Origin of the sequence: Streptomyces sp. SID11385, from assembly GCF_010548245.1 — a bacterium.
Classification (GTDB): Bacteria; Actinomycetota; Actinomycetes; order Streptomycetales; family Streptomycetaceae; genus Streptomyces.
On sequence record NZ_JAAGLR010000611.1, the window covers coordinates 1 to 582 of the forward strand.

The window sequence follows — 582 nt, forward strand, 5'->3', positions numbered from 1 at the left end:
CCTCGCGGGCGTTGCAGCTCAGCCAGTCCGTCCGGGCGAGGACCGGCGCGAGGACGGCGTCCGGGATCGTGTCGACGAGCGGCCCCGGGTCGAGGGCGAGGAGCGTCCCGGCGGGGAGCCCGGCGGCGAGTGCGGCGAGGAGCGGCCCCGCCGTGGGCAGCGCGAGCGCGTAGCCGGAGAGGATCACGAGGTCGTCGGGGCGCAGGGCGGCGGCGATCCGCGCGGTGTCCCCGGCGTCGAGCAGGTCCTCGACGCCGAAGCGGGTCACGAAGCTGCGCTCGCCGGGCTCCACGAGCGCGACGGTGAAGCCGGTGTCCGTGCCGGGGCGCGCGGGCAGGACGGTCGTGACGTCCTCGCGGTCGAGCGCGGCGCGGACGAGGTCGCCGTACGGGCCGGTGCCGTGCGGGCCCGCGTAGAGGGCGGTGGTGCCGAGGCGGCGGGCGGCGACGAGTGTGTTGAAGCCGCCGCCCGCGGTGAGGCCGCCGCCGGTCGCGACGACGTCGCCGCCGCGCTCGGGCAGGGCTGGCACGTCGAGGACGAGGTCGGCGATGACGTTGCCGAGCAGGACGAGACGGCGGCTCA

General features: G+C 77.8%; 1 protein-coding gene. It reads right to left on the minus strand.

Annotated elements, in window-relative coordinates:
* Window positions 1-582 (minus strand): PfkB family carbohydrate kinase (locus G3I42_RS18615; protein ID WP_239096542.1); only part of this gene is annotated, 582 nt, incomplete at both ends.